This window comes from Pseudomonas sp. IT-P395 (assembly GCF_949767675.1).
Classification (GTDB): Bacteria; Pseudomonadota; Gammaproteobacteria; order Pseudomonadales; family Pseudomonadaceae; genus Aquipseudomonas.
The window spans coordinates 74,381-96,291 of the sequence record NZ_CATKPW010000055.1 but is presented as its reverse complement, the minus strand read 5'-3'; the positions used below and the strand labels follow the sequence as shown (position 1 = coordinate 96,291).

20 protein-coding genes are annotated in these 21,911 nt (G+C 61.0%); 6 read left to right on the top strand and 14 right to left on the bottom strand.

Annotated features, from left to right (window positions below):
* The first annotated feature begins 198 nt into the window (after positions 1-198).
* Together ACM6IN_RS22585 and ACM6IN_RS22580 are read left to right on the top strand one after the other, a co-directional pair.
* Positions 199-438: a type II toxin-antitoxin system RelB/DinJ family antitoxin gene (locus ACM6IN_RS22585; protein ID WP_123375863.1), complete on the top strand. Its 240-nt coding sequence runs from the start codon at positions 199-201 to the stop codon at positions 436-438.
* Entirely contained in the window at positions 428-724 is a 297-nt protein-coding gene (locus ACM6IN_RS22580; protein WP_016984129.1) for a type II toxin-antitoxin system RelE family toxin, read from the top strand. Before ACM6IN_RS22585 ends, ACM6IN_RS22580 begins: the two co-directional genes overlap by 11 nt.
* 54 nt (positions 725-778) lie before the next feature.
* Here ACM6IN_RS22580 and ACM6IN_RS22575 read toward each other — a convergent pair whose 3' ends face one another.
* The 6 genes from ACM6IN_RS22575 to ACM6IN_RS22550 are packed head-to-tail and all read right to left on the bottom strand — an operon-like array spanning position 779 to position 10,962.
* The gene (locus ACM6IN_RS22575; RefSeq protein ID WP_414916729.1) at positions 779-1,591 is read right to left on the bottom strand and encodes a YfaP family protein; all 813 of its coding nucleotides are present in this window, start codon (positions 1,589-1,591) and stop codon (positions 779-781) included.
* Between the two features lie 3 nt (positions 1,592-1,594).
* The gene (locus ACM6IN_RS22570) at positions 1,595-3,214 is read right to left on the bottom strand and encodes a DUF2300 domain-containing protein (RefSeq protein ID WP_095114010.1); all 1,620 of its coding nucleotides are present in this window, start codon (positions 3,212-3,214) and stop codon (positions 1,595-1,597) included.
* 1 nt (position 3,215) lies between these two features.
* Entirely contained in the window at positions 3,216-7,790 is a 4,575-nt protein-coding gene (locus tag ACM6IN_RS22565; protein WP_414916728.1) for an alpha-2-macroglobulin family protein, read from the bottom strand.
* Positions 7,787-8,437, bottom strand: a complete 651-nt coding sequence (locus ACM6IN_RS22560; RefSeq protein WP_007910912.1) for a DUF1175 domain-containing protein — start codon at positions 8,435-8,437, stop codon at positions 7,787-7,789. Before ACM6IN_RS22560 ends, ACM6IN_RS22565 begins: the two co-directional genes overlap by 4 nt.
* Entirely contained in the window at positions 8,422-10,134 is a 1,713-nt protein-coding gene (locus tag ACM6IN_RS22555) for a DUF2138 domain-containing protein (protein ID WP_414916727.1), read from the bottom strand. The genes ACM6IN_RS22560 and ACM6IN_RS22555 overlap by 16 nt, the downstream gene beginning before the upstream one ends.
* 36 nt (positions 10,135-10,170) lie before the next feature.
* On the bottom strand, positions 10,171-10,962 hold the full coding sequence (locus ACM6IN_RS22550) for a YfaP family protein (RefSeq protein WP_007910916.1): 792 nt from the start codon (positions 10,960-10,962) through the stop codon (positions 10,171-10,173).
* A gap of 355 nt (positions 10,963-11,317) precedes the next feature.
* On the opposite strand from ACM6IN_RS22550, the gene ACM6IN_RS22545 reads away from it, so the two are divergent.
* The 4 genes from ACM6IN_RS22545 to ACM6IN_RS22530 all read left to right on the top strand — a co-directional run bounded on the left by ACM6IN_RS22545 (position 11,318) and on the right by ACM6IN_RS22530 (position 16,460).
* Positions 11,318-11,560 carry an exodeoxyribonuclease VII small subunit gene (locus ACM6IN_RS22545; RefSeq protein ID WP_003228627.1) on the top strand — a complete coding sequence of 81 codons (243 nt, stop codon included), beginning with the start codon at positions 11,318-11,320 and terminating at the stop codon, positions 11,558-11,560.
* Positions 11,557-12,444 carry a (2E,6E)-farnesyl diphosphate synthase gene (gene ispA / locus ACM6IN_RS22540; protein WP_095114006.1) on the top strand — a complete coding sequence of 296 codons (888 nt, stop codon included), beginning with the start codon at positions 11,557-11,559 and terminating at the stop codon, positions 12,442-12,444. The genes ACM6IN_RS22545 and ispA overlap by 4 nt, the downstream gene beginning before the upstream one ends.
* Before the next feature lie 91 nt (positions 12,445-12,535).
* Entirely contained in the window at positions 12,536-14,434 is a 1,899-nt protein-coding gene (gene dxs, locus ACM6IN_RS22535; protein WP_414916726.1) for a 1-deoxy-D-xylulose-5-phosphate synthase, read from the top strand.
* 139 nt (positions 14,435-14,573) lie between these two features.
* Entirely contained in the window at positions 14,574-16,460 is a 1,887-nt protein-coding gene (locus ACM6IN_RS22530) for a TonB-dependent receptor domain-containing protein (RefSeq protein WP_095114004.1), read from the top strand.
* Positions 16,461-16,568: 108 nt separating this feature from the next.
* On the opposite strand, the gene ACM6IN_RS22525 is transcribed toward ACM6IN_RS22530, so the two are convergent.
* From ACM6IN_RS22525 to ribE, 8 genes are all read right to left on the bottom strand, one after another.
* Entirely contained in the window at positions 16,569-17,369 is an 801-nt protein-coding gene (locus ACM6IN_RS22525; protein WP_414916725.1) for a cobalamin-binding protein, read from the bottom strand.
* Positions 17,369-17,788, bottom strand: coding sequence for an MFS transporter (locus tag ACM6IN_RS22520; RefSeq protein WP_122661425.1), 420 nt, complete (start codon positions 17,786-17,788; stop codon positions 17,369-17,371). The genes ACM6IN_RS22525 and ACM6IN_RS22520 overlap by 1 nt, the downstream gene beginning before the upstream one ends.
* A complete protein-coding gene (gene ribA / locus ACM6IN_RS22515) occupies positions 17,785-18,402 on the bottom strand; it encodes a GTP cyclohydrolase II (protein WP_016984117.1) in 618 nt (205 codons plus the stop codon). The genes ACM6IN_RS22520 and ribA overlap by 4 nt, the downstream gene beginning before the upstream one ends.
* Before the next feature lie 221 nt (positions 18,403-18,623).
* Entirely contained in the window at positions 18,624-19,376 is a 753-nt protein-coding gene (locus ACM6IN_RS22510; protein ID WP_414916724.1) for a substrate-binding periplasmic protein, read from the bottom strand.
* 37 nt (positions 19,377-19,413) lie between these two features.
* Positions 19,414-19,917 (bottom strand): phosphatidylglycerophosphatase A, encoded by a 504-nt coding sequence (locus ACM6IN_RS22505; RefSeq protein ID WP_007910933.1) that lies wholly within the window; start codon positions 19,915-19,917, stop codon positions 19,414-19,416.
* Positions 19,914-20,879 carry a thiamine-phosphate kinase gene (gene thiL / locus ACM6IN_RS22500; RefSeq protein ID WP_414916723.1) on the bottom strand — a complete coding sequence of 322 codons (966 nt, stop codon included), beginning with the start codon at positions 20,877-20,879 and terminating at the stop codon, positions 19,914-19,916. The genes ACM6IN_RS22505 and thiL overlap by 4 nt, the downstream gene beginning before the upstream one ends.
* A 27-nt stretch (positions 20,880-20,906) precedes the next feature.
* The gene (nusB, locus tag ACM6IN_RS22495) at positions 20,907-21,407 is read right to left on the bottom strand and encodes a transcription antitermination factor NusB (protein WP_007910937.1); all 501 of its coding nucleotides are present in this window, start codon (positions 21,405-21,407) and stop codon (positions 20,907-20,909) included.
* A complete protein-coding gene (gene ribE, locus ACM6IN_RS22490) occupies positions 21,404-21,880 on the bottom strand; it encodes a 6,7-dimethyl-8-ribityllumazine synthase (RefSeq protein ID WP_003228649.1) in 477 nt (158 codons plus the stop codon). Before ribE ends, nusB begins: the two co-directional genes overlap by 4 nt.
* Positions 21,881-21,911: the final 31 nt, after the last annotated feature.

Below are 21,911 nucleotides of genomic sequence, written 5' to 3'. Positions count from 1 at the left end.
GCAGATCCGGATGTACGTTTTGAAGGCTGGCAAGGCTTACCAAAAATAGGCCAAGCCAGTCCCCGAGAAGCCGGCCACAAGCCGGCTTTTTAATGCCTGAAATAAACCCGGCCTACCGTCTGAAACATAAATTCGCGCTTGTCGAACAGAAGATCCTCTTGATACCGTAACGACAAACGTCATTACAGGTATTTCATCATGGCCTCCATCAACATTCGCATCGACGATGATCTGAAGCAGCGCTCCTTCGCCGAACTGGAAAAGTTGGGAGTAACCCCCTCAGAGCTTTTGCGCCAGACACTCCAATACGTCGCCGAGCGAGGCAAGCTACCCTTCAAAGCAGCATTGCTCAGCGAGGAAGATGAAGTACTCATAGCCGTAGTCACCGAACGCCTCGCGGCACCTCAACGAGTCAAGATAAGTCTGGATGACCTATAACCTTGAATTTGATCGTCGTGCTTTAAAGGAGTGGAACAAACTCGGCGATACGGTTCGCCACCAGTTCAAGAAGAAGCTCACAGAGGTATTGGAGAATCCTCGAATAGAAGCCAATCGACTTCGCGAGCTCCCGGATTGCTACAAAGTGAAGCTGAAAAGCGCTGGCTATCGCCTGATCTATCAGGTCCTTGATCAAGAGATTGTGGTGTTCGTAATCGCAATCGGGAAGCGAGAGAGAGAAGCTGCTTACGAGGTTGCGCAGGACCGTCTTTCGCTCCTGCCCTGAGTCGGTCCAATGTCTGCGACATGAAATTGGGCAGCAACCCGCAGCCCAATTCCCTCACGGATAACTAAATGACTTCACCAGCGTCAGCTCTCCCACCGCGCGCATAGGGATCAGAAACGTCTCCATCTTCTCGCTCGGCGTCCCTTCCTCTGTAATCACCGTGACCTGCGCCGTGGTCAGCGGCTGCACCGCCTCATCGCCGCCATCCTCATCCCCGCGATAGCCACCGCCGTAGTAATTCACATACACCAGATACTGGCCCTTGATCGGCGCCGGCATGGCGAAGATTTCCGGGCCGTAGCCGGTGGTGACGTCGACGTCGAGCGCGGCGCCGTTGGCGGCGCTGCGGTTGCCGTACCAGATGTGCGCGCCGTCGGGGGTGACGAGGTGCAGATCGAGGTCGGTGCCGTCGCTGTCCCATGCCAGCAGTACGCGCAATTTCGCTGGGGTGGCGCCGCCGCTGGTGTTGAGGAATTGCGTGCGGTGACGCTGCTGACCGTCGGGGCTGCGCACTTCGACGCTGTTGCTGCCGTTGGGGAAGGAGAACGGGCGGTCGAAGCGGCCACTGTCGTCGATTTTCAGCGGCATGCTCACGCCGTTGACGATCAAACGACCGGGTTCGTTGTCCTTCCGCGCAGCTTTTATCTCGCCGCTGATGCGCGCGGTGTTGGCCTGGCCGATCGGGGTGTTGACCGATGAGGCCGGGTAGTTGACGGTCTGACGGAAGCTTTCGCCCTCGCCTTCGGGAGCGCCACTGCGCCAGCCGCCGACCGGGGTGTCGAGTTTGACGCCACCGGCGGCGATGGCCGGCGAGAGCGCGGTCAACGTGCAGAGCAGCAGCAAGACCTGTGGATAACGGAGTGTCATGGTCTATTCCAGCAAAAGGTGACGGGCGAGCCCTTCGATGTAGGTTTCATCCTGGCCGTTGGGATGTGCTTCAAAAGCCAGGTGCAGATATTCGTGGGTCAGATCGAGGCGATCCTGCAGAGTCAGCACGCCGCGCACGTAGATGCGTTGTCGTTCACGGTCGACAAACGGGCGACCGAACGCCAGTTTGCACACGGCGAATGTGCTGACTTCGTTGTAGCCGGTTTCGCTTTCCAGCTTCGGACGCCAGCCGCGTCGCTGTTTCTGCAGCCAGTCTTGTGCGGCGGGCAGCGCTTCGCAGGAAGCGACGGGGTTGTCCCAGCGGCTGAGGCTGGCGCGCGGATAGGCGTGCAGCAGAATCGCGTCGTAACGTTGACCGGCCTTGGCTTGCTCGACGGCTTGTTGCCAGGCGAGTTTGTCCGGGCCGGGTTGATCGGAGTGATAAGTGACGGTGCTGCCGGCCAACACCAGGTCTGCGGTCCACGCCGCGATGTTGCGTGATTCCAACGAAGCTGGCCGTGGTGCGACGCGCTGGCGATTGCTGCTGTCGTCGATACTCAGGCAGTCGCCGTTGCGCGTGGCGTTTTGCAGCAGATACGTGCGAATCGCCACGGCCAACGCCTTGGCGGCTTCGGCAGGTTCGGGTTTGGCTTCACGTTCCAGTACTCTCGCGACGTATTCTTCGCGATCAAGCCTTGCGACGAGTTTGTCGTTGAGCAGAAACAGTTCGCCGTCGCTGTGGATATCCAGCGCGTTGCCGTTGGCGAATTCGACGCGGTAGTCGCCCTGCAACGGGCCGGAAGTGACCACCCGCTCGCCAGTCAAAACCCGCGAAACCGGATAGCGCGAGAACAATCTGACTTCAACACAACGCCCCGCCTCTGCTGGCCATGCCGCTGGCAACACCGTCGCCAATGCCTGTCCATAATGGCGCAAGACCATCTGGCTGGTGCCACGTCCGCCCGCCCAGATCGGAGCATCATCCGCCGTCCAACCAGCAAACCCGCCCTGCCGCGATTGTGGGTCCTGATCACCGAGCCAGCTCCAGGTTTTCACCCGCAAGCGCCCGCCCAGTTCACCAACGACATTGCCGTCCGCCGCGTTCAGAACCACGTCGAGTAGCACTCGACGCGCCTGATCCTGCGCCGGCAACGAGGCCATAACCTTCAGCAGTTCAACCACGGAAACCCGTTGAGCCGGTTGCACCGAAGGCAGATCCAGCAACCAGGACGGCGCCCTCCGCGCCTGCCAATAGGTTCGCCAATCCGCCGCCGAAATCCCTAACCGCGCAGGCTCGAAATACAACCCGCAGGATTTCACCAACGCCTGATCACGCTCGATCTTGCCACCCGCCGAGCAGCAATAAATCTCGTCTTTCGATTGCCCGCGACATTCATACGCCGGCTCCCGCGCTCCGGTATCCACCAGCCATGCGTAGACAAACAACTTCCACAGACTGCCCAGCGGCGTATCCAGCGATGACGGCAACGGTTCACGCTTGATCAGTTGCGTCTGACTCAACGACAACAATTCGCCCTTGTAGGCCACGCGCAACGGCTCGTCCTGCGCCGTTGCCAGCGCAGGGATCACACACATCAGCAGCCACAGCAGCGGCCGGCTCATGTCAGTTGACCGTGACCTGACCGAGGGCGGCTTTCGCTTCCTGGGCCTGATGCTGCGGTGCGTAGACTTGCTTGAAACGCACCGGCGGCAGGCTGAACTGGCCCTTCTGCGAGAAGCGCACCAGATGGCGCAGGCGCAATTCGCCGCTCAGCGCATCGACCGGCACGGCGTAGGCCAACTGGCCCGGTTCGAATCGCGCCTTCTCCAGCGCGGTCGGCTCGGTGCCGTCCTTGCCTTGTAACTTGATGCCCCAGGTGGTGCGCTCGACATCGGCGCCCGGTGGCAGCGGCACTTCAAGCATGCCGTAGCGCAGTGGTTTCGGCGCTTTGCTGGTGAGGATTACTTCGTCCAGATACAGACTGTCACTGGACAACGGCTTGGACCCGACCGGCTCCAGTTTGAAGGTGAAGGCTTCATCGCCCGGCACCAGTCGCGACAGGCGACGAGTGATGGTCACGGCCATCGGATCGACCGCCGGTTGCTGGGTCTGGAAGCTCAACGCCGCGCGCAGCGGACGCTCTTGCGTACCGGACACCGTCAACACGCTCGGCACCGGAGTGGCGCCTTGCCAAGTCCAGTACATCTCACCGGTTGCACCGTAGTTTTTCTTCCAGCCTTCACCCGGTGTCAGCGCGATGGTCGGCGATGCCTGGGCGATGCTGCGTTGCAGCCAGGTCAGCGCCAGCGCACGTTCAAGGGTCGATTGCTGCGGCAACAGTCGTTGCAACAGCGCTTGCGCAAGGGCCTGATCGAACGGTTGCAGCGACAGGTTCAGCGCTTCGGCAAACGGCTGCGAGCTGACCGACAGACGCTGTTGCGCCGCAGCCAGCTGACGATTGAACGCGTCAGGCAAGGCCACTTTCGATTGAGTAGCCAACGAAGCGGTCAACACCCGCGCCGCCGCCAGACCAAGCGCCGAATCCGGATCACTCATCACCAGACTGTCTTCGCCGTCGTCCATCAACGTCTCGGCGTTACCCTCACCGGCCTTGGCCAGATCGTCCATCAACCCGCTGAGCAACGTGTTCACCGGCAAATGCATCTGCTTGGCAAACGACAGAATCAGCGCCCGTTGCAGCAATGGCGTGTTCGGCGCTTGCTTGGCGTACACCTCCAGCACCCGCTGCCAGTGCTCCGGCGGCAAGGTCAGCCCCAACACTTGGCTGGCATTCCAGTCGGCGTAGTAGGCGTAAGCGGTGAGGAACGCATCCGGCTCACCGTCGTAACCCCACCAGGTGAAGCTCGCCGAAGGTCCGGCCATTTGCACCAGCCGCAGCCGGCTGTTCTGCATGATCAGGCGCAAGCGATCACGAATCTGCGGATTCGATGCCAGCGATGGATAGGCAATGCTCAACGGCAGCAAACGGCTGGCAGTCTGCTCGACGCCTCCATACGGATAGCTGAGCAGATCGTCGAGGGCTGAGCGGAGCAACGCTTGCGGACTGTCATCCAGACGCAGACGAATATCGGTGGCATCGGTCGGCAGACTCAACGGTGTGTCACCGCTGGCCACGTCGAGGCTTTGAGTCTGAGTGACTTGCCAGCCGTCACCGGTCGCACTCAGGCGCACGGCGAGGGAGTCGGCGGTCTTGCCGTCCTGCACCAACTCCGCCGTCCATTCGCCGGAAGCCAATGTGAACGCCGGCAGCGGCAGGTAGTTGATGCCGTTGTTCAGGGTCACCGGCAGACGCTGTTCGGCGCCCGCATAGTGAGTGACCAGTTCAGCCTTGACCGGCTTTTCGGCCTGACTGAACGCAAACACACCGAGTTGCGGCTGATCGCCCTTGCGGAATTTGCTCGGCCCGCTCCACTTCAGGTACAGCGGTTTTTCCGAACGCACGAACTGCTTCTTCTGCCCGACCTGACCGTCATCGGCGATGGCGCGGGCGGTAATGCGCCAGCGGGTCAGCGAGTCCGGCATCTTGAAGGTGAAGCGGGTTTTGCCGTCGGCACCGGTCAACAACTCCGGCTGCCACGCAGCGGTGTCGACGTCTTCACGACGCGGCCGCTCCAGCACTTTCACCCCGCGCTCGCTGCGGTTGGCTTTGCCCGGCGCGCCGGGGCTGCCCGGCAGCGCCACGTCGTAACTGATGAACGACAGGCTCGCACTGGTGCGCACGTTGTTGCGGCGCGGGTGATAGAAGAACTGGTCGATGGTCGGCGCAACTTCGGGTTGCAGCGCGTAGACCATTTCGTCGACGACGCTGACCGTCAGATGCGCCGGCACTGCTTTGCCGGCGAACTGCGTGCTCAGGTCAACCGTGACCGTATCGCCCGGCAGATACACCGCTTTGTCGGTGCTGATCGCCACGTCGATTTGCGGCGCGACCACTTTGATCCCGGCGTTCTGGAAGCTGTACTGACCGCCCTTGGTGTACAGCACCGAGAACGTAAGGTTCGGCGCAAAGTTGTCCTTCACCGGAATGCGCGCGCGGTATTGGGTGTCGCTGAGTTTTTCCAGTTTCAGCCAGTCGGCGCCCTTGGCCAGCAGCGCGGTGGCTTCGACCTTGTCGCGTTCCAGCGAGAGCAATGCGTCGCTGACCGGTTCCGGGAAGGTGATCAGCGCCAGCGCTTCATCACCGGCCTTGTACTCAGGCTTGTCGAGGACAATTTCCACAGTACCCGGCACCGCTTTCACACCGTCACCAGTGACCGAATGCCCGGTGGCACCGAGTACGCGACCGTGTTGATCTTTCAAGGTCAGGTTGTAAGTGCCTGGACGCTCGAAAGCGAGGCTGAAGCCTTTATCAGTCGCCGCAAGTTTGCCTTCGCCCGTGCTCTGGTCTTCCAGACGCACCCAGCCATACGTGCTCGGCGTCACCGCTTTGCCTGGCTCGCTGCCGCCCTCGTTGGCGTAGCTGAACGCAACCTTGTCGCCGACCGCGCTGAAGCGTTGCGGCGCGCTCAAACGAAAGCTCGCCGCGCCACGGTCGATGAGGATTTCCTTGGTGGTCTTGACCCGATACGCCGCACCATCGCTGGCGAACACGGTGAGCATGTAGCGGCTCGGTTTATCGGCCGCTGGCAAGTCGAGGGTCGCGTTACCTTTGCTATCGGTGGTCAGTTCGGTGCTGGTCAGTTCCACCGGGAATTGCCCGAGGTATTGCAGCTCGTTGTCGACCATCGACAGTTGCTGGGCACGCAGGCTCAGGGTCAGTTTGGCGTTAGCCACCGGTTTGCCGTCCGGATACAGCAGCACCAGACTGCCTTTGACCGGCTCGCCGGTGCGGTAATCCTGCTTGGCCAGATTCAGCGAAATCTCGAAGTGCGGCTTGATGTACTCGGCTACACGGAAGGCGCTGCTGTAAGCCTGATCCTTGTAGTTGAAATGAATCTCGTAACCGCCCGCGACGGCGTTGTCCGGCAACTGGAAGCGGCCCTGAGTGCCAGCCTTCGAATCGAGTTTCAGGTCGAGATGCTGCAACTCGGTACCGGTGGCATCGAGCACGCTGACCGTGACATCTGCAGCGCCCGGCAGCACCGAATCCCGCGCATTCTTGAATTCGCGACCGACGATCTTCAGCGATACCCAATCACCTGGGCGATACAGCGGCCGGTCGGTGAAGGCATAGAGTTTGGTGTCGTAGATTTCGCTGTCGTAATAGAAGTTTTCCGAGACGAAGACGCCGCCCTCTTCATCCTCGCCAATCACGAACGAACGCTCCGGACTGACGTGTTTCAAACGCAACAAACCATCGGCGTCAGTGGCGCCACTGCTCATCACGCCGAGGCCGTCAGTCCACAACACATTGACCTTCGGTACCGAGCTGCCTTCGTGTTTGCGTGCGGCCCAGACCAGCAATTCATCGCCGGCAATCTTGCTCACCGCCACAGTGTTGGAAACGAAAACCATGGTGGTCGCGCGGTATTTACCGATCAGCGCTTCAACCAGATACAGACCCGGCTTCAGATTGCCCAGCGGGATGTAAACGTTACCCGGCGCGACACTGACGAAATCGCTCGAAGACCCGGCCAGATTGACCCCGGCCGGCGGTTGAATCGGCTTGGCCTGCCACAGCGGATAACGGAACTGGCTGACCACCGGCAGACCCGGGATCAGCGCAAATTGCGGCTGCGCGTCGTACGGCGTCGGCGCGGCGATGGCGTTGCCCATCTTCAGTTCCGGCACTTCTTCGGTGACCTGTTTGCGCGATTCATAGGAGAACGCGCGCTGCATCACCCGCCGGGATTTGCGGTACCAGTTGTCCCACAGGTACGCGAGGGTGTTGGACAGGCCTTCGCCCTTGAACTGGCCATCGCTGACCACGCGGTGCAGGTTCTTCTGGCGCTTGAGGAAATCCAGCGGCTTGTCGATGCGGTACACACGAATGTCGGCGCCGCCATACGGTTCCATGCGGAAACGACGGTAATCACGGCCCGGCGCTTCGAGGCGCACCATCGCCTGTTCGTCGGCAGCGAAACTGCTATCGGCGAGCAGGAAGAAGCTTTCACCGGAGACCGGCGTGTAGCCGCTCGGCCCGACCGAATCTTCGGCGCTGGCGGTAGCCACTGGCAGCAACAGCGCCAGCAGCAAAGGAATTCGGGAACAGAGTCGCAACATGCGGGCACCGGTCATTGGGAGAGAAAGTTCAGTCGATAGACGCCGATGAAGTTGGGGTTGGCTGCGTCGGGTATCCATCGGGTGTCCTTCCATGTCATGAGTTGCTGCAGGCTTGCCGAACGCATGCCGTTGTCAGTCGGGGTAGTGGTGCCGGTGTGATAGGCGATGTAACGGCCCATCCAGATCATCAGGTGCTGGTCGTCGCCCTGATCGAAAAACATCAAATCACCGGGCCGCGCCTGCGACACGTCGCGGCTGACCAGATGGCTGTTGAACTGAATCAGTTTGATCGCGTTGACGTACGGCCCGACCTTGCCGCCACCCTGCTGCCATTGCTGGGCGAACTTGCGCTGGTCATCGCTGAGCGACAGCTCCGGCGGCAAATAGCGATTGGACAGGCCATTGCTGCGCAGCCATTTTTCGTCATGGACTTTCAGCGCTTCGTTGGCGGCGAAACGCACCAGCCCGGCACAGTCCTGCTGATACCAGCGCGGGCTCGGCCCTTGGCTCAGTTGCTCTTGGGCGATGCGCACGAACCAGGCGCGGAACACCTGGGATTGCGCCGGATCCAGCGCCGGCGCTTCAACGGCTCGGGCGCCCGCACTGAGTAACAGCGCGAGCAGGCCGAGGCTGCGGATCAGTGTGGTCACAGCGCTTTCCATTCCAGCGGCAACCACTGCCAGTGGCCGTCAGGCTCGCTGCCTTCCGGCAGGGTCAGCGCGTATTTGCCGTAGCCACCAAGGGTGCGCAATTTCGGGATCAGATAGGTTTGCGCGGCGTTGTAAAACACCGGTTCCATGTCCTGCGGCAGGCTGTCGAGGGTTTCCTGCTGCATCAGTTGCGCCATCGAGTCCGGGCCGAAGTAGATCGGCATCAGCACGTCTTTGGGCAGCACGTCAGCCATCGGCGGGAAGCGTTTGTCGAGGGTGCCGAGGGCCTTGTCGACCAGTTTGTCGTCGAGGGAAAACAGCAGTGTCGAGCCGTGACGGGCGAGGCTGACCTTCATGAACGCCTTGCCGCTGATTGCGTCCGGGTTCTCGGCAGTCTTCGCCGCATACGGGCCGAAGTTGGAGCTGACCTGACGCTGCCAGACGTGGTTCTGACCTTCCTGTTTCTCGACCACGGGGAAGACGTTTTCTTCGACGTTGGCCTCGAACGCGCCGACCATCGAACCGAACAGTTTGCCGAGGTCACCATCGAGTTTGCTGCTGTCTTCGTCTTTAAGGCTGGCGACCAACAGCGGCGTATATAAACGCGAATCGGCGTACCAGCAAAGGCCCGCCGCGCCGGCCACGTGTTCGGTGAGGGTTTGCGCCACGGCTTCTTCGGCGCCGAGTTTTACCAGCAGTGGTTTTTGCGGTTCGGCCGCGACCGGCAGGGTTACGCAGGCACTGGCGCCGAGTGGCATGGCTTGCCAGACCGGTTTGAAATCGAAGTCGGGCTGGTTTTCCAGTTCGTCCATGGCGAGGTAGCTGTGCCAACCCTTGTCATCCATGTCGAAGCGCAGCCCGGCGAAGTTCGGAATGAAGCGCTGATAGCCCATGGCGAGAACGCTGGAGTTGACCGACAGGCGTTGCTTGGTTTCCGCAGTTTTCGCCGGCAGACCGAAGGCTTCAGGGAAGAGTTTTTCGCCATTGAGCAGCGCCGCCAGCGCTTGCGGTGAAACGTGGCCGGACTCTTCGGACACGCCGCTTTCCGGGTCGTAGTACTTGGCCGGATTGGACAGCACCACCAGCTTGTCCCCGTGGGAGGCGAACAACAGGGCTTTGCTGGCGTTATAAGTCAGTTGGAACAGCGGTACGCTATCGCCGCCGACTTTGAGTTCGCCCATCTGACTGAGCTGCGTGTCATCCAGCGCGACTTTCGCCAACGGCTCGAGCAGTTTCGCCAGACCACCGCGATCCATCACCAGCAGGAAATCCTTCAAGCGACCATCCGCGCCACGCCACAGCGCGACATCGGCTGGCTGATCGAAAAGTTGCTCGATCAGGCTGTCCTGCAACTTCAGATCATGCTCGTAGATGATCCGGCGCAGACTGCCGATCAAGCCGAGGCGATCCGCATGGGTCTCGTAATAGAAGACGAAATCTTCGGTGAGCGTGGCCTTGAGGAACGGCACCGTCAGCAAGTCCTTGGGCAACTGGCTCAGCGAGCGGGTTTCCAGCAGTGCATCGGGGCGGCTCAGGCCAAGTTTGTCACTGGCCAATTCCGCCGGCGGTGCCTTGGGCTTGAGCAGCAGCCAGCCAAAACCACCCGCTACACCGGCCACCAGGCACAGCCCGGCCAGCAGCAACGGCCATTTCCGGGAAGGTTGAGTCGCTGGCGTATCGGCAGCTGGAGTCACAGTGTTATCACTCATCGTTAACAAAACCCGATTTCATCCGTGGCGGGATGCTTAATAGTTGAAAGTCTTGACCAGCAGCAGATCACCGATTGCCCGCAGGGGCACGATGAACGTTTCGCGTTTTTCGTCGACGGTGTTTTCGTTGAGCACCAGCGTGATTTGCGAGGTGATCACCTCGTTCTGGTTGCTGGTCTCCTCGAAGTTATAGCCGCCGTTGCCGAAGTTGCCCCAATAGTTGACGTAAACCAGGTAGGTGCCGTGCAGCGGCGCGGTCATGGTGAACATTTCCGGGCCGGGGCCATCAACGCCATCCGGGTCAAGACCGCCGCCATTGCTCAGCGCCGGCCGCGCCCAGAACGCATGCTGACCGTCGGGCGTGACAATGTGCAGATCGAGTTCGGCTTTCGGATCGTCCCAGCCCAAGACAAGACGAATTCGCGCCGGCGTGCGCAAATTGTTTGCTTCATAAAATTGCACACGCTTGAGCGACTGGCCCTCGGCGCTGATCACTTCGACACTGTTGGAGCCGGCGCCGAACGCGTACGGCCGGGCAAAACGGCCCTGGTCGTCGGTGTACAGATTCAGTGGATTGCCATTCACCGCGAGACTGTGCGGCGGGCGCATATGGCCGATGGCCTTGAGCTGGCCCTGGATCATCGTGCGATTGCGCTGGATGCCGCGATCGATCGGCGGCGTCGGGTAGGCGACTTGCGGGTTTTCCGTGCGATCGAGCAAGCCGTGATAGCGCCAGCCACCCACCGGCTCCGATACCTCGGCCGTCGGCGCCGCCAGCAGCGCGGGCGCGCAGGCCAGGCCGATCAGCAGCCAAAGAAATGAACGCATGTAATGCCTCCTGCCATGCCTGAACGAAACCTTGCACCCGATCCTCGGTACTTCACAGCGGTGAAAACTGCGTTTCGTCTGAAAGACCCGTGACTATGGGGTCGTAGAAGGCGCGAAGATTAGCGATTCGGCGGTTTTTTAACAATCAGATACATGTGCTGTTGCTGTAGGAAACATGCTTTTTGCGACGTGTGAGCCGAATAGCGAATTTATTCGGCTCACAAAATGAGCCGAATAAACCTCAACCTTGCTCAATCGCCACAGGAATAAGGGTGGGCCAAGCCCTGCTCATTTGCCCATAAACCCCCTATCTGCTAGTGTCGCGCCGGTTTAACGTCAACCGGAAATCGCCGCCATGGCCCGCAAAAAAGCTGCACTGGATTTCGAACAGTCCCTCGCCGACCTGCAAACATTGGTCGAGCGTCTGGAGAACGGTGAATTGTCGCTGGAAGACTCGCTGACCGCTTTCGAGCAGGGCATCGGTCTGACCCGTGACTGCCAGGCAGCGCTGGCGCAAGCCGAGCAGAAGGTGCAGGTGCTGCTGGAGCGCGATGGCGAACTCGCCGAGGAACCCTTCGACGCGGAACAGCCAGAATGATTGCAGCGTATACGGCGACCAGTCAGACCCGGGTTAACGCAGCGCTGGAAACCCTGTTCAACGCACCGTTGCCGGAGTTGGCGCGGCTTTACGAAGCCATGCGCTACAGCGTGATGAACGGCGGCAAACGCGTGCGACCGTTGCTGGCCTACGCGGCGTGCGAAGCGCTCGGTGGCAAGGCTGAGCAAGCCAACGGTGCGGCCTGCGCGGTTGAGCTGATCCACGCCTACTCGCTGGTTCACGATGATTTGCCGGCGATGGACGACGACGATCTGCGTCGCGGCCAGCCAACCACTCACAAAAAATTCGATGAAGCCTGCGCGATCCTGGCCGGTGACGGTTTGCAGAGTCTGGCGTTCAGCGCCCTGCTCGACCCGCGCCTGAGCGATTGCAGCAGCGACATCCGCCTGCAAATGGTCACCGCACTCGCCCAGGCTGCGGGCCCTGCAGGCATGGTCGGCGGTCAGGCGATCGACCTTGGATCGGTCGGCCTCAAGCTCGATCAGAAAGCCCTCGAGCAGATGCACCGGCACAAGACCGGCGCGCTGATCGAAGTCAGCGTCAAACTCGGCGCTCTGGCCAGCGGCCGTGCCGAGCAGGATGAACTCCGTGCCCTGCAGACTTATGCACAGGCCATCGGCTTGGCCTTTCAGGTGCAGGACGACATTCTCGACGTCGAAAGCGATACCGCCACCCTCGGCAAACGCCAGGGCGCCGACATTGCCCGTGACAAGCCGACCTACCCGGCGCTGCTCGGTCTCGACGCCGCCAAGGCCTACGCCCTGGAACTGCGCGATCAGGCCCTGCACGCCCTGCGACCGTTTGACGCGGCCGCCGAGCCGTTGCGCGAGCTGGCCCGGTATATCGTCGAGCGGCGTCACTGATCAGCAATCGGTCAAAAAAGACCAACGCGTGGGCAGGGGGCGATGCATCAGGTAAACTGCCGCATCTTCTATACCTATAACGATTCGCCTGATGCCCACGACGTTTCATGAGATTCCCCGCAAGCGCCCGACCACGCCCCTGCTCGACCGCGCTAACACGCCGGACGGCCTGCGCCGGTTAGGCGAAGCCGAGCTGGAAACCCTGGCCGATGAGTTGCGCCTGGAATTGCTCTACACGGTCGGTCAGACCGGTGGGCATTTCGGTGCAGGCCTGGGCGTGATCGAGCTGACCATCGCGTTGCATTACGTCTTCGACACGCCGGACGACCGGTTGGTGTGGGACGTGGGTCATCAGGCGTATCCGCACAAGATCCTTACCGGTCGCCGTGAGCGCATGGAATCGCTGCGCCAGAAGGACGGCATTGCAGCCTTCCCGCGTCGCGCCGAGAGCGAGTACGACACCTTCGGCGTCGGCCACTCCAGCACTTCGATCAGCGCTGCACTGGGCATGGCCATCGCCGCCCGCCTGCAGAACAGTGATCGCAAGGCAATCGCGGTGATTGGCGACGGCGCACTGACCGCCGGCATGGCTTTCGAGGCGCTGAACCACGCGCCGGAAGTCAACGCCAACATGCTGGTGATCCTCAACGACAACGATATGTCGATCTCGCGCAATGTCGGCGGTCTGTCGAATTATCTGGCGAAGATCCTTTCCAGCCGCACTTACGCGAGCATGCGTGAGGGCAGCAAGAAAGTCCTGTCGCGCCTGCCCGGCGCTTGGGAAATCGCTCGTCGCACCGAAGAATACGCCAAGGGCATGCTGGTCCCCGGCACGCTATTCGAAGAGCTGGGCTGGAACTACATCGGCCCGATCGATGGCCACGACCTGCCGACCCTGATCGCCACGCTGCGTAACATGCGTGACCTCAAAGGCCCGCAGTTCCTGCACATCGTCACCAAGAAAGGCAAAGGCTTCGCCCCGGCGGAAGTCGACCCGATCGGTTACCACGCCATCACCAAACTCGAACCACTGGACGCTCCGGCCGCCGCGCCGAAGAAGGCCAGCGGGCCGAAATACTCAGCGGTGTTTGGCGAGTGGCTGTGCGACATGGCTGCCGTCGATCCACGTCTGGTCGGGATTACCCCGGCGATGAAGGAAGGCTCGGATCTGGTGGCGTTCAGCGAACGCTTCCCACTGCGCTATTTCGACGTGGCGATTGCCGAACAACACGCCGTGACGTTCGCTGCCGGTATGGCCTGCGAAGGCGCAAAACCGGTGGTGGCGATCTACTCGACATTCCTGCAACGTGGTTACGACCAGTTGGTACATGACGTCGCGGTGCAGAACCTCGACGTGCTGTTCGCCATCGACCGCGCCGGTCTGGTCGGCGAAGACGGCCCGACACACGCCGGCAGCTTCGATCTGTCGTACCTGCGCTGCATCCCGGGCATGGTCATCATGACCCCGAGCGATGAAAACGAACTGCGTAAAATGCTCACCACCGGCCACCTGTACAACGGCCCGGCGGCGGTGCGTTACCCGCGCGGCAGCGGCCCGAATGCGGCCATCGACAAAGATCTTGAGCCGATTGAAATCGGTAAAGGCATCGTCCGTCGTCAGGGCAGCAAAGTGGCTTTGCTGGTGTTCGGTGTACAACTGGCCGAAGCGCTGAAAGTCGCTGAAAAAATCGATGCCACTGTGGTCGACATGCGTTTCGTCAAACCGCTGGATGAAGCGCTGGTGCGCGAGATTGCCGACAGCCACGAATTGCTGGTGACCATCGAGGAGAACGCGATCATGGGCGGCGCCGGTGGCGCGGTCAGCGAGTTCCTCGCGCGCGAGAATATTCTCAAGTCGATGCTGCATCTGGGCTTGCCGGATATCTACGTCGAGCACGCCAAGCCTGCGCAGATGCTGGCCGAGTGCGGGCTGGATGAGGCGGGGATCGAAGCGTCGATTCGTGAGCGTCTGGCCTTACTCGACAAATAAACGCATTACCCCCTGTGGGAGCGAGCCTGCTCGCGAAAGCGGACTGTCAGTCAATACATTGCTGACTGATCACCGCATTCGCGAGCAGGCTCGCTCCCACATTTGATTTGTGTACATCTGAAACACCAGTGGACTGTCCATGAAACTCTCGCGCCTCGCCCTGCCCTTCTTCCTGCTGCCGACCGCCAACGCCCTCGCCGACACCTTCGAACGGGATCAAGCATTGAAGCTGCCGGACATGCTGATCTCCGCCAACCGCCAGGTCGAAGCCCGCAACGACAGCAGCGCCGCCAACACGGTATTCACCCGTGAAGACATCGACCGCCTGCAACCGAGCGATGTGCCGGACCTGCTGCGGCGCGTTCCCGGTGTGCAAGTGGCGCAGGCCGGCGGGCGCGGCAGTCTGCCGGGGATCTACATTCGCGGCACGCAGTCGGCGCAGAGTCTGGTGCTGGTCGACGGCCAGCGCATTGGCAGTTCGACGTCCGGCGACAGCAACCTGCAGCATCTGAACATCGAGCAGATCGAGCGGGTGGAAGTGCTGCGCGGTTCGCGTTCGGTGATTTACGGCAGCGACGCGATTGGCGGGGTGATCCAGATCTTCACCCGCCGCGGTACCGAGCAGGGTTTGCAGCCACGGATGCACGTTGGTTTCGGCAGCAACCAGACGTGGGAGCGTAGTCTCGGCTTGTCCGGCGGCGATGACAAAACCCGTTTCAACCTCGGCGCCAGCCTGGATGAAACCGCCGGAATTGACCGCACTCACGAGTCGTATCCAAGTGATGGCGATCATGACGCCTACCGCAATAAATCCGTCAGCCTGAGCCTCAGCCATGCGCTGACCGATGACATCGAAGTCGGCGCCAATCTGCTGGATAACCGGGGCAAGGGCGAGTTCGACAACCCGTTCGGCCGCTTCGACATGAACACTTTCGAATCGGTCCAACAGCAGCCCTACAGCGATTTCAACGTCAGCAGTGTCAGCAGTTACGTCGATGCCCGGGTCAACGAAATCTGGAAAACCCGCGTCGAGTTCGGCCATACCGAGAACCGCGAGAAGACCCTCGACAAGCTCAGCGACGAACGCACGGTGTTCAACACCTACCGCGACTCGGTGAACTGGCAGAACGACCTGACACTGGACGCACGCAACAGCCTGATCCTCGGCGGCGACTGGTACGAAGACCGCGTCAACAGCAGCACCGCGTTCGACGAAGATAGCCGCTGGAACCGCGCCGCATTCATCCAGCATCGTTATCAGGCCGACAGCTTCTCCACCGAACTGGGTCTGCGTCACGACGATAACCAGCAGTTCGGCAGCCAGAACACCTGGAGCGGCACCTTCACATTGCCGCTGAACCCGGACAACGATCTGTTGCTGAGCTACAGCGAAGGCTTCCGCGCGCCGACCTTCAACGACTTGTACTACCCGGACTTCAGCAACCCGGATCTGAAACCGGAAACCTCGAAAAGCTACGAGCTGCAATGGCGCAGTCAGTTGAGCGACAGCAGCCGCCTGGAAGCGTCGATTTACCGTACCGACCTGGAAGACGCGATCATCTTCGGCAGCAACTCACGTCCGGAGAACGTCGCTTCGGCGCGAATCAACGGCTTTGAAGCAGCGCTGAAACAGGAACTGTTCGGCTGGCAGAGTAACCTCGGCGTGGCGATCATCGATCCGCGCGATCGCGATACCGGGCACACCTTGGCACGGCGTGCGCGGCGGACGTTGAGTTGGGATCTGGATCGACAGTTTGATCAGGTCAGCCTCGGCGCCAGTTGGCAGGCGGTCAGCAGCAGTTATGACGACCTGAAAAATGAGCAGGCGCTGGGTGGCTATGCGCTGTTCGGCTTGCGCAGCAGTTGGGCGCTGAACCGCGAGATCAAGCTGGATCTGAAGGTCGATAACCTTTTCGACAAGGGCTACAGCCGCGCGAATTACAGCTACGACGGCAGCCAGTATGGTTATCGCGAGGAAGGTCGGGTGTGGATGTTTGGTGTCACCTGGACTCCCGAAATCCACTGAAACCCCCTGTAGGAGCTGCCGAAGGCTGCGATCTTTTGATCTTCGGCGATTCCGACTCAGTCAAACAGCAAAATCAAAAGATCGCAGCCTTCGGCAGCTCCTACAGGGTTACCTGTCCGGCGCGATCAATTGGCAGAGTTTGGCGGTAGCGCTGATCATTTGGCCACTTGGGCGCTCAAGGCCTTTGTCGGTGACCAACAGCAATTTCCCCTGTTTGACCGCGACTACTTGCGACCACGACTTCCAGGCATTCAACTGCGCCTGATCCCCCGCCAGAATCACCTCTGGATCGCGCTGCAACACCGCCTCAATACTCACCTGCGGCGCCGGCAGACTCAAATCAGCGAACACATTGCGCGCCCCGCACACTTCCAGCGCATCACTGATGATTTGCCCGCCACCGACGGTGTACAGCGGTTTGTCCCAGACCTGATAGAAGACCCGCAACGGCAGGTCCCGGCGATAGCGCTGGCGCAACTCCGCGAGTTGTTGGCGCAACGCCGCCGCCCGTATCACCCCACGTTCAGGTCGCCCCAATTGCGTGGCTATGGCTTCTATCTGGGTAGTGAGTTGCTCGAAGGAATGCGGCTCGGCGACGAAGGTCGGGATACCCAGACGGGTCAATTGATCGCGCTGCGCCGGGCCGACACTCCCGGGCCACAGCAACAACAAATCAGGCTTGAGGCTCAGCAGCTGTTCCATATCGAGTTGGCCATAGCGGCCGACAGAGGGGACGTTGGCAATTTCAGCAGGACGCTCCCCGGCATCGAGCACGCCGACCAGCAGGTCAGCCGAATCCAGCTCAACGACAATTTCAGAAAGCGACGGTGCGAGGCTGACCACCCGCAGTTGCGCCAGCGCAGGGCCACTGACGGCCAGCAGCAGAAGCGCCAGCCACAGACGACGCATCAGCCGAGTTGACGCGGGATACGGTAGAGATAAAACAGTACCGCCGTGGACAACGCCAGCAACATCAACGGTACGGCTTCAAGACCAACAAACACCGCCAGTGCGCCGATCCACGCTGGCAAAGCTGCCGCGAGAAAAGCCGCACGACGACGGGCTGCGAGGGCAATCCACGCGGCCGGTTCATCCGGGGTATCGAGGGCTTTTTGCGTGGCGATCAGCGCATGTTTGTAGCGGCCGAAAAACTTCAGGCTGACAAACATCGACGCGACGCCGGCAATGAAAAACGGCATCGCCAGTACTGGCAGAATCCCTTCGCCCTGACCAAACAGCGCGTTGAGCACGAACAACGGCACCAGCGCCAGCGCGAGGTATTTCCACCAATCGACCGACAATCGGCGCCGCACCTGACCGCGAGTCACGCGCGATCAACCTCGCCCTGATGCTCATTGCCCATCATGTGGTCGAGCTTGCTGGCCTTGGTCGCCAGGTAGAGCTTGTTGTGCGGGTTGTGGCCGGTGTGCAGCGGCACGCGCTCGGCGACGGTGATGCCCATGTCGGTCAAGGCTTTGACCTTGCGCGGGTTGTTGGTCATCAGGCGCAGGGATTTCACGCCCAGATGCTCGAGCATCGGCAGGCACATGGCGTAGTCGCGCTGGTCGGCGGCAAAGCCCAGACGTTCGTTGGCTTCAACGGTGTCGGCGCCGCCGTCCTGCAACTCGTAAGCACGGATCTTGTTCAGCAGACCAATGCCGCGACCTTCCTGACGCAGGTAGAGCAACACGCCACGGCCTTCACGGGCGATGGCTTTGAGGGCGCCTTCGAGTTGCGAGCCGCAGTCGCAGCGCTGGCTGAACAAGGCGTCGCCGGTCAGGCATTCGGAGTGCAAACGGCCGAGTACCGGGGCACCGTCGGCAATTTCACCCAGGCTCAGCACGACGTGCTCACGGCCGGTGGCTTCATCGAGAAAACCGTGCATGGTGAATTGCGCAAAAGGCGTTGGCAGCTTGGAAGCGGCGACAAAGACGACAGGCACCGGTGTGCTCCTGATCTAAAGAGTCTGAAAATTCGCAGGCCGGCATTGTAACAGCAGGTTCCTACCGGCGCTTAGGCTGAATTATCGGGCATAACGATCAAAAAGTTTGATAACTACCCGGTCGACATGGATCCCTGTAGGAGCTGTCGAGTGAAACGAGGCTGCGATCTTTTGATCTGGTTTTAGAATCAAGATCAAAAGATCGCAGCGTGCCGCAGCTCCTACAGGGGATTCGTCGCGCCCCTAGTGAAGGGATACGGCTGCTGCCACTTCTCAAAGATCGGCTTCAACTCGCCGCTCTTCACCAACTGCTCCATACGCTGGTCAAACAGCGCCATCAGCGCCCGTGCCTGTGGCGTGTCGGCAAAGCCGAGGAACAGCGGCAGCTCGGCCAGGTGCGAATAGCGATACTGTGCCGGATCGGCTGCGGTTTTCACCACCGCTTCAATCTCGGTCAGCGCATCGATGTAGTAATCCGCCCGCCCCTGCTTGAGCATCGACAGAATCCCGGTGCGACGCTCGATCTGGTTGTAGCGTTTGATGTTGGGCAAATAGTTTTCGTAGCGATAACCGCGCACCCAGGCCAGTCGATACTTGCCCAGCGTCGCCTGGGTCGGCACCGGATTGCTCGCCAGGCCCAACGCGTAGATGTGGTCGGAATCGAAATTCCAGTGCGGATACAACACCTGCTCGGCTTCGTCGCGATAGGAACCGACCAGCGCGTCGACTTCCTTCAACTGCACCAGCCCGACCGAACGGGTGTAAGGCACGCTGCGGATATCGAGCTTGACCCCAGCCGGCTCGAACACCTTGCGTAGCACGTCCCAGCCTAGGCCATGGCCGTCGGCGGCGGTGTAGTCTTCCCAGTCTTCGCTGGCCAGATGGATGACCGTCGGCGTCGGCGCGGCGTCCTGCGCACCGGCCACGGTGCTCAGCAAAGCCAAAACCACTAGCGCCAACCAGCGTCGAGCCATCCCTAGTCCCCTCACTTGCCCCTGATATCCCTTGGAATCAGGCGAAAATCCACACCAGACCCTGCATCGCCAGCCAGGCGAACACACCGGCCAGTACGTCGTCGAGCATGATCCCTACACCACCGTGGACATGCCGGTCGATCCAGCGAATCGGCCATGGCTTGAGAATGTCGAAGAAACGGAACACCAGAAAACCCGCGAGCAACCAGTACCAGCCTTCCGGCACCAGCCACAGGGTGATCCACATGCCGACCATTTCGTCCCAGACGATGCCTTCGTGGTCGTGGACCCGCAGATCGTCAGCCACTTTGCCGCACAGCCAGAAGCCGAACAGCATGGTGATCCCGAGCATCAGCCAGTAACCCCAGTCGGGCAGCATCTGCCACAACGGGATAAAGGGTAGCGCAACCAGCGAGCCCCACGTGCCCGGCGCCTTGGGCAAGGTGCCGGAACCGAAGCCGAACGCAAGAAAATGCCAGGGATTGCGCCAGACCGACGGCGGAACGAATTCGGCCGGAACCTGTTTCGGGTGATCTGTCACGGTGTCTCCTGAAAATGTTGATAGCCCCGGATTTGCGGGGTGATGTCGTGCCCTTCGCGATCCAGCAGAACCACGCCCTGACCTTCTGATACGCGACCGATCACATGGATCGGCCAGCCATTGGCCAGCAGCGACGGCAACTCGACGGACGGTAGCGTAAACGCCAGCACGTAATCATCGCCACCGCTCAGCGCGGCACGCTCGGCGCCGCGCTGACCGAGAAACGCTACTAATGCATCCGACAGCGGTACGCGCTCGCGTTCAATCTCAAGTCGCACCTGCGACGCCAGCGCAATGTGGCCACAGTCGGCGAGCAAGCCGTCGGAGATGTCCAGTGCCGAGGTGGCTTTGCCACGCAGGGCCTGGCCGAGGGCCAGTTGCGGTTGTGGCGACCAGTAATGATCGAGCAGCGGTTGGGCGATGTGTGCTTCGGCCTCACGCTGACCGAGCACCAGTGGCAAGGCGCCGGCCGCATTGCCCAGCTCACCACCGACACATAACAAGTCGCCCGGTTGCGCGCCGCTGCGAGTCAGCGCCTGACCCGCAGGCACACGACCAAACACGGTTACCGTCAGGCTCAACGGTCCACGCGTGGTATCGCCGCCCACCAGCGCAACGCCGCAGCTCTGCGCCATGCGGTTCAAACCGTGGGCATAGGCTTGCAGCCAATCGGCGGTCACCGTCGGTACAGTCAGGGCAAGGGTAAAGGCAACGGGCGCGGCGCCCATGGCGGCCAGATCGCTGACCGCAACGGCCAGCGAGCGCTGACCGAGCAGAAACGGATCGCAGGGGTCGGCAAAATGCACGCCGGCCACCAGCGTATCGGTGGAGATCGCCAGCTGTTCCCCAGGGGGAACAGCGAGCAAGGCGCAGTCATCGCCGATTCCCAGAGCAACGCCTTCGCCGCCCTGCGCACAAGGCGCGGCGGCGAAGAAATTGCGGATCAGCTCGAACTCGCCCATGGCTGAGACAAAGGATTCAAGCGCCGATCAGCGCTTGAACGCCTTCACTTCAGCTTCACGCAGGCGCGGGGCCAGCTTGTCGAGTACGCCGTTGACGAACTTGTGGCCGTCGGTCGAACCGAAGACTTTCGCCAGCTCGATACCTTCGTTGATCACCACGCGGTACGGCACATCAACGCGCTTGAGCAGCTCCCAGGTCGACAGGCGCAGAACGGCCAGTTCAACCGGGTCGAGCTCTTCGATCGCCAGATCCAGGCAAGGCGTCAGAGCGGTGTCGATTTCAGTCTTGAACTGCGGAACCCCGTGGAGGATTTCACGGAAGTAAGCACCATCGACATCGGTGAAATCGTTATCAACGCGAAACTGCGCTTCGATCTCGTTCAGCGATTGCCGGGCCATGTGCCACTGGTACAGCGCTTGAGTCGCGAGCTGACGGGCTTCGCGACGCTTGACGCTTTTCGAGGGCTTGCCGGCATCCGCAGGTTTCGGATCGCGCGGGTTGAAACGATCGCTTTCGTCGCTAATCACTTGGCCTCCAACTGCGCCAGCAGGCTGACCATTTCCAGAGCGGACAGGGCAGCTTCGGCACCTTTGTTACCGGCCTTGGTGCCGGAACGTTCGATGGCTTGCTCGATGGAATCAACGGTCAGGACGCCGAAAGCAACCGGAACGCCGAACTCCATGGAGACCTGGGCCAGACCCTTGGTGCACTCGCCTGCCACGTATTCGAAGTGCGGGGTGCCGCCACGAATGACCGCGCCCAGCGCAATGATTGCAGCGAACTCGCCTTTCTGGGCGACTTTCTGCGCAACCAGCGGGATTTCGAAGGCGCCAGGTGCGCGGATGATGGTGATGTCGCTTTCGCTCACGCCGTGGCGAACCAGGGCATCAACTGCACCGCTGACCAGGCTTTCAACGACGAAGCTGTTGAAGCGGCCCACTACCAAAGCGTAGCGGCCTTTAGGGGCGATGAAGGTACCTTCGATGGTCTTCAGGGTCATTCGTCAGTTCTCTTAAAGAGCCGGGACGCGT